Source organism: Novipirellula sp. (assembly GCF_041583735.1).
GTDB lineage: Bacteria > Planctomycetota > Planctomycetia > Pirellulales > Pirellulaceae > Novipirellula.
The window spans coordinates 1-8,185 of record NZ_JBFHFD010000393.1; the positions used below are offsets into that span (position 1 = coordinate 1).

The window sequence follows — 8,185 nt, forward strand, 5'->3', positions numbered from 1 at the left end:
ATCTGCTGCCGGCGATTCGTAACTGTACAAGGGTTGTGTCAGCATCCGCAGCAGCGTGGACTTTTTCGCCGAGCCAATCTCGACACTAAACTTTCGTGCCATCGCACGCATCTGCACCATTCTGAGTGCTGACGACGGGGCGATTTCGCTACTGCCATCGATCGCGTTCCACCGGATCCCCGTCCTGGGGTTCCATAATGTTTTACCGTCAAATTTTGCGGTCAGTCCTGTCTCGCAGATCGTTTGCCACTCGTGATCCACATCCCCGTAACTTGTGAACATACCGACGACCGCTTGTGGCCGCGATTGATAGGTCCACAGAAAAACCGAGCCGGCGTGCGTTCGCAGGATGGGATTACTCCATTTCAATATAGGCTCGGGAATGACTTGCAAAGGTTCGCCGCTATCGAGCGTAAGCTCGTATTTGGCAGCGACCTCGGTCATCATTTCGATTCGCTGGCTATTGATCTCGGGCGTTGACTCACCCGACCGGGCGGCATCCGCCGCTTCTTCTGCAGCTAAACTTTGGAAGCAAAAGATCAGTGCTAGCGAGAGATAAAAAACTAAGATACGCATAATTGCTCCGTGGTGAATGAATTGGGGTGAAAATAATTTGGGATGATCCCACAAAGATCAATAGGTTCGATGACTAACCGCTATGCCAACCCCATACTTCGTCGCCAAAACCACTCGGTCGTTAACATTCCGACAATCAATGCCCACAACCACCACGTGCTCCACAGAGGGCTTTTGCGTACCACCGGTGGCCCACGTTTGACGTCCAAGTCATTGAGTACAGCGGCAAGATCATCGCTGTCGTGAATGACGCTTCCACCCGAGGCGGCGGCGAGACGCTGCAAAAGGTCATGGTCAGGAAAGGGATTCTGAAGCTCGAATGGATCGTGCAAAATGTGCACATCCAGCGACGTGCTGTCGACTTGCGTTTGCCCGTCCATGGCTGTCAATTCGATGCGGAGTCCTTCGTTCGCCGAGGCATTGAGCATTGCATCGTTGATTTGCAATTCGATCGCATATCCCTCGTTTTCGACGCCCAGCGGCCCATCGGTGTCGGCGTTGGCTCGGGGCAATTCAAATTCTTCGCCCCACATGATCATCGGTCCTTCCATGCCCTCTTCTCGTTGCACTCCGTTGGGCCAACGAAACGGCGAATCATAGTTATTCAGGTCAAATGCTGCGGATTTCGGTTCGATCATCGCAACAATCCGATAGTCTTGCGTGACCTTGGCTCCCTCGTCGTAACCGACCGCCCGCAACGTCATTGTTTCGCCCGGCTTGTAATACTGCTTGTCATGAGACGCGATCAAACGACGACGCCCGATGGTCGAATCTTCCGCCAACCAATAGACCATGTTCCGCCAGAATTTTGCAAAATAGCGATCGTCACCTTCGCCCCATTCATTCAAAAATGCGCGAGCCCACGGTTCGGTAATCGCGGTGGCCATTGCCGCCGATCGGCCTTTGCCATAACGTCCGACCGAAAGTACCGGCGTGTCATCGGGACCGCTGACCAAGGTGGTGGCCAAGGGATCATTCACACGAAGACTTTCGTTCACTCCATCGAACACCGGAAACTGCTCAACAATCCTGCGATTCGTTTTCGCAGCAGAAACGAGATGCCATATCGGATGCAGTGTCCCGGACAAATCCACCGTGCCTTGCACAACCGCTCCGGGATCCCAATCGAATTTTGCTTCCTGCATCGTAACCGGCAGAATGGTTTCGATGGCAGTTCCGGCCCAACCGCCAGCAGAGAAACTGTTTGGCCCCCCTAGCATGCACAATCCTGCTCCGCGACGGCTGACCCAAGACGTGATCCAATCGATTTGTTCCTCCGTGAACACCTCTCGACTAACATTGCTGAGAATCAACACGTCGAACGCTGCTAATTCAGCACTGGAAGTAGCGAATCCACGTTCGATATCAGGACTGCCATCGTTTGCAATTCGCGTTAACATCCCGCCCCCGCCACTGACCACAACACATTCGATATCGTTGTCCGCCACCAATGCTTCTTGCAATTCGGTATGGGCGCCGCGATACACAATCTTATTATCCTGACGGATCGCTTGGATTCGCTGGGGCGATCCTTCGACATACAACACGCGAATTTTCGTATGGTCGATGAACGTGGTCGCTTCGATCGAATTGTTCTGCGAAGTCGTCTCGCGGTCATTGGGCGGAATATGGATTAGCAATCGTTGTGTATCTTCGTCGGCACGAAACGAAACACGGTGCGATTGAAAACCGTCGCGAAGCGTCAGCGGTTGAGGCGTCGTGACCGCGCGGAGCGGATTGCCATCGCGATCGAGCGCCGTCAAATGCAACTCGGCACGTTGTTCGTCCAGTCCGTAACTTCGTGTGAACACTTGCACTTCCACTCGCGAGTGACGGCGGACACTCTCGGGAATCACGGCGGCGATGATCGCAAGGTCGCCTCGGGATTCCGCATCCCCGACCGGAGCGACATGAATCGGCACATTCAGTTCCGCGAAATGTTTGGCAAGCTCTTCGATTCCATCGGAATCTCGCACACGTCCATCTGAAAACACGACGACCGATGCGGGACGTGCTCTTCCAAATCGACTCGTGATTTGCTGAAGCGCCATTCGCAGTCGTGTGTCAGAACTTGTCGGCTTAATCGCATCGAATGGATCTTCGCTCGCCGAGTTTTGGTCTCTGGATTCGATCGCGGACAATCGACTGCCGAAACGAAAGGACTTTGTATTGGCACTTAGGTTCGTCGTTTTCGCTTTGGCATCACGAATGATCCCGATCGCCTGATCCCAACGACTTTGCTCATCGTTGACCATGTTCATACTCTCGGATTCGTCGAGCATATAAAGCACATCGTTGTGCTCGACATGCCCCGGTGTTTCGCTGACCTGCACTGGATTAAATAGTGGTATCAACAACAACAGCACCACCAGACAACGCAGAATCACCAATCCGGTGCGACGCGCAATCTGAGCGGGCGGCCCCCACATCAATCGCACCCCGATTGCGGCAACAGCCAAAACAGCAAAAAGCGATAGCAGAGTGCGTGGCGATAGTTGGGGAAGCAGTTCGAGATTCACAGTGATTTTCGTAGCGATGGAAATGAGGGAGACGTGATTGGTGGGTGCTTCCGGTCGACGGCTAATCGATTATGGCGTAACACCGCCGAGCACTTCGATATAGCGATCGACTAAATGTTTGTACTTGGGCGGAGTCGCGTCGTTTGCATCCGACACCATGTCCGACAGCATCAGCTCCTGTAATTGCTGGTGGATGTCATCGACAACCGACTGCATTCCGGTGACATATTCGCTGGGTGCTTCGAATCCATCTTGCTCGTCACGTTCCCAATCCCACTGCAATTCGTCGTTCATTTTGCCCCAGCCTTGCTTTTGAAATGCTGCGTACAATTCATCCAAAGATGCCGATGCCACATCGGTTTTGTCGATCTCTTCCATCAATTCCAATGTTTTTCGGTGCCAACTCGAAATCTGTTGGTTCGTTAGCAATGACTTCAGTTCGCTTTGCTGCTGTGTCGCTCGTTTTTCGAGCTCCATCAATCGAGCGACGCGCGGGGTGACGACCGATCGGTAAATGCCATCGAGTTTACGCGACAGAACTTCTAGGCGGTCTGCGATATCATCCCCTTCGACCTGAGCATCTTTCGCACGATCCTGTTCAATCATGGGAGCGATCTGCGACATTCGCTCGACCACCTTTTCGAGATCGCTTTCGGTCAGCAATTCGCCGAGTTGCCGCACCGCCTCGCCATCGTCCATGCGGTTCGATGCGATGGCCGATCCCAAGATATCTTCTAACGTTCGCCCCGTTTCCGAGAGCAGACGGGCACGTCTGGCCGCAGCCGTTCGTGCTTCTCGGGATTCAATCGCTGCCGGTTTGGTCGCTTCGTCTGCATCCGCGTGATCCCCAGGTTTATCGTTCGGGGTGCTGCTGACAACACGCCGCTGCATCGCCGCCAACATCGCCGCAATATCTCGAGACATGCTGATCTGCTGAACCGTTTCGGTGGCCAAGACGCCCTCGAGATTGGCCGCCAATTCACGTAGTTGTTCGCTGGCTTGACGCGCGGTTTCCGCTGCGAGATCCGTATCACCCCGTGCGATCGCTCCGGAAACGTCATCGGTAGAATCCGCAGCCTGTGACGCTCGTGATTGGACCAGAGTCGTGCTTTCACGAATTTGCTCGATCGCAGCTTCCACCTCTCGCGTTTCGATTGCGATATCCAACTGCGTTTGTTCCGATTCCGCCAACTCTTGCTCTGTATCTCGATCGTAAGCGCCGTCGGCCGATGGCGTCGCAGCGGCGGGGGATCCACCGCCGGCACCGTTCACTGCCGGTAAATTTGCCGCCGACACGATCCCATTCAATGCCTGTGCCACCAATTGTTGCTGACTCGCCAATCGTCGGATTCGAGCGACAAGTTGCTCCGGGGTATCTTCATTGGCTTGACTTCGCTTCGTCCGCCGCAATTTCTGAGTCTGCATGCGATCGAAGTTCCCCAGAGCACGTCGCTGCGAATTCGACAAGCCTTTTCGCAGCAATGTTTCCAGCGTGTTTCGTCCTTCGATCAGCAAACGCAACGCATCCTTTTGTTGGCGAGCGCTGAGGTCGAACTTGCCGACGTTCAAGGAGTCGACGGCGGTCAGCATCACCATCTCAGCTTGAAACAACAGATCGCTACCGTCAAATTCCCTTTCGTTCAGGAACACAGCTAACTCAAAGCACGATTTTGAGAGATCGTCTTCGAATTCGGCGATCCGGTCGACTTCACCGAGCGTCGGTTCTTCGCCTGATTGTGTCTTACGATCCATGCGAATCGTGCGATTCAAATTGAACCGTTGGCGTGAGATAAGCTCACTTAAAAATCGAATCTGAGGTCCGTTGGCATTGGCGTCACCCTCGCCCGGCAACCGATACACCCGCCGGAATGGGCGAATGTCAATGAATCGCAAATCGGTCTCTGTCCGCTGCGCGCCGGTTGGCAGATTGTCTTCCGCGAAAGCGTAGTAAGTCACACTATCCTTTTCCTCAAGATTAAACAGTTCCAGCGGGAGCAAGCGTTCCATTGCATCGCGAGTCCAGCGGTGCGAGCCATCGCCGGCCGCTGGATTGCTAGTCGCTTGGCCACTCGTCGCTTGATCACTCGTCTCCGAAGCCACGGATTCCGATTCGGCCAGTGCGGCGGACATGGCGACGTAGTCGCGAGCTGCGAGCGTGTACTCTTCTTCGTTGTTGACCTCGAACACGATACCGGCTCGTGTCAGCCCAAAGTCATCTCGCACGCGGGCTCGCAACAAAACTTCAGCCACACTGGTGACCTCCAAAGCCTCGGCCGGTGTTTCGAACCAAACCTCAGGCGTCTGGTCATAGCGTACGCGAATTCGATATTTGTTTTCACGCAACTCCATACCGTCGTTGGCCCTCGCAACGATGGTATAGGTTTGATCCGAATCGATATTTAACAATGTCGTCGCGAGGCAGTCGTTGATCTCGAGCGGAATCGTTTCGACCGAGGGACTTTCACCAGGTCCCAAGCGTCGCCGCTCGGTCATCACGATCGTTGCCGATTCCGGTTGGCGATCCAGGGTGACATTTAGGCGAACGGTTGATCCATGAATCACACTTAGATTGCCTTCGTCAATCGTGCTGGCGGCCAACCCCGTGTACTGGGGTGGTGTCACCTCGGCGCTAATATTTTCGATCCGCAGTGGATGGCGGACAGCGATCCGGTACAGCGGACTTTGCACAGGCCCGGCCTTCACGCGATACTCAATGGGCGCGACGATTCCTTTGAACTGCGAATGGTATTTCACCAATCGTGTTTGCGATGCCGCCACATCCTCGTCGGTTAATTCCCGTTCGTTCCATCCATCATCGGATCCGACAATCCGCGAAGCGATAATCACATTGCGGTTGGTTCGTCCGGCAACATCGATAGCCACGTCAATCGATTCGCCTTCGGTGATGGTGCGATCGCCAGGCACAATTGATAGTTCCGTGTAGGGTTGATCGCTCAGCAGCGCGCGTAACGTGGCGACTCGCCATTCCCAGCTAAACAGGGTGGCAACGGCGATGACGACGGCAAGCACACTCGCTATTGCCACAGCCATCCACACGCGGTTCGAAGGTGCCCCGGATGCCAGATCAAGCGATTCGGCCTTGCGGTCCGTTTCCTCCGCTAGCGCTTGCACGAGTGAAGGTTGAATTCCTGCGGCGGCAAGCGATTCGGCAGATTGGCGGCCAAATTCGAGTGACGTTCGCACCGCTTGGCCCAATTCCGGGTAGCGAGTTTCAATTTCCTTGGCCGCTCGCAATTTGCTCCACCGATTTACCACAATCACCATCCAGGTGACCGCAAGTGTCAGTGAAGCGATCGAAATCAAACCCAGCCAGAACGCGCGGTCGCCCCACGAGACCTCGAATAGGTAATCGGTCGCCGTAAGAACAATCAATCCGAAAAAGGCGAGCACCAATCCCCAGGTGATGGTTCCGGCAACCTGCGTGCGTCGTGTGTGCTGCCAAGCGGCTTCGAATCGCTCAACAAACAGAGGTTTTGATTTGACGGTGCTCATTACCATAGTTCCCGAAAAGTCGTGGCGGTGCCAACGTTCAACAAACGCAATACTTAAGCCGTAGTTCGATTGCTCAAAAAACACTCGACACATAAAAATCCGATGAGTGCCAAGGCAATCCAGTGCCAAAACTCATTGTCACGCAACTGGATGGTCGACGGAGCAAGCGAGGCGACTTGCGCGTCGTCACCTTCGTCTGCCTCGTTCTCGTTCCCGTCGCTGACGTTCAGCGCGAACTGCTCCGAGAACTCCGCCGGACTGCAGCGATCCATCTCCGATTCTCGAGCACTTGGATTGATCACATCCCAGTGGTGACCGCGGTCATAAACGCCTGGCTTGGTTTCCGACGCTACCGTGTGTGTCGCATCCATCGTCACACTTCGCACGGGGCCGCCGTCATTGAGTCCCGTCAAATGACCGAGCATCTGGTGCACCATCGGCAGGTACAGTCGTCCACGAGGCCAATCGCTCCATGTACGATCACAAGACGAGGTCAGCCATAACGTGCGGCCGTCTCCTTTAGCAACTTCCAGTAACAACGGATCACCTCGGCGAAACGAGGCGAGCACTTTCGCATCCTCTGACGGCACGACGCGTGTATAGGCATGAAAAGCAATGCGATGCAAATCACCGTATTGAGGATCGTTGAACGGCTCAAAAATCGAGCTTTTGCTGTCCCATTCTTGCACACGCCACGGCAAATCATGTGTTTCTTGAATCACGCCAAACTGGCCTGGCGATAAACCGACGGCATCCAGTGCGTGATAGCTCTGCGGTGTGACTTGATCCCCACTGAAAACGATCAAACCGCCGCCGGATTCGACAAACGTTTCAAGCCGTTTTGCCACAGCGTCCGAGACATCGGGGACATTTGCCAAGACAACCACTTTGTATTCATTGAAATCGGCTTGTTCAAATCCCTCGGCCGTGACGACGTCAGGCGAATAGGGCGATCCAGCATAGGTTTCCCCCGGCGGTGCCAACCGCAACGCGGATTCGAGGAAATACGTCTCGGAAAGCATTGCCGATACGTTGGGTTGGCCATTCACGACTAACACACGCCATGCGGGCGCCGACATCAGTGCGACAAATTTGCGGTTATCGAAACGCAACTCGTCCTCCACCTCGACTTCGACCTGTCCCTGCCAAAGCCCCGGTTGCAGTCCATCGATTTCGAAATCGAATTCTTCCAGTGCGCCCACGGCGACACTGATTTTGCGTTCTTTCTCATACGTCGTTCGATCACTTCGCAAAAACAGCCGTAGTGATACCTCGGTCAGTGGAAAGGGGCTTTCGTTCGAGACCGTGGCGGTGATCACGGTGGCATCCCCAGGCCGAATCATCGTGCGAGTGGCGAATGCTGTCGTGACCGCAACGTTGTTCACCGCATCGCGACCAAGGTCGTGCAGCTGGACTTGGACGTCGCTGGGCATCACATCCATGTCGCTCCAATCGAGACCCGATCGCTGAAAATCGGTGAACACATGCAACTGTTTCTCACCGCCTGCGGCTTTGATGCAAATGTCACGTGCCCAGCGGAGTGCGACGCCAAAATCGGTGCCACCGAATGAGATTTC

General features: G+C 54.6%; 4 protein-coding genes. All 4 read right to left on the reverse strand.

The window, feature by feature from the left end; translation table 11 throughout:
• Positions 1 to 576 (reverse strand): hypothetical protein (locus ABX962_RS23615; protein WP_372722889.1); only part of this gene is annotated, 576 nt, incomplete at its 3' end.
• Positions 577 to 656: 80 nt separating this feature from the next.
• Positions 657 to 3,095 (reverse strand): glutamine amidotransferase, encoded by a 2,439-nt coding sequence (locus ABX962_RS23620; RefSeq protein WP_372722891.1) that lies wholly within the window; start codon positions 3,093 to 3,095, stop codon positions 657 to 659.
• Between the two features lie 69 nt (positions 3,096 to 3,164).
• Complete coding sequence (locus ABX962_RS23625) at positions 3,165 to 6,608, reverse strand: DUF4175 family protein (protein WP_372722893.1); 3,444 nt, start codon at positions 6,606 to 6,608, stop codon at positions 3,165 to 3,167.
• A gap of 53 nt (positions 6,609 to 6,661) precedes the next feature.
• Positions 6,662 to 8,185: beta-galactosidase trimerization domain-containing protein (locus ABX962_RS23630; RefSeq protein WP_372722894.1), on the reverse strand; the 1,524-nt coding region annotated here is incomplete at its 5' end.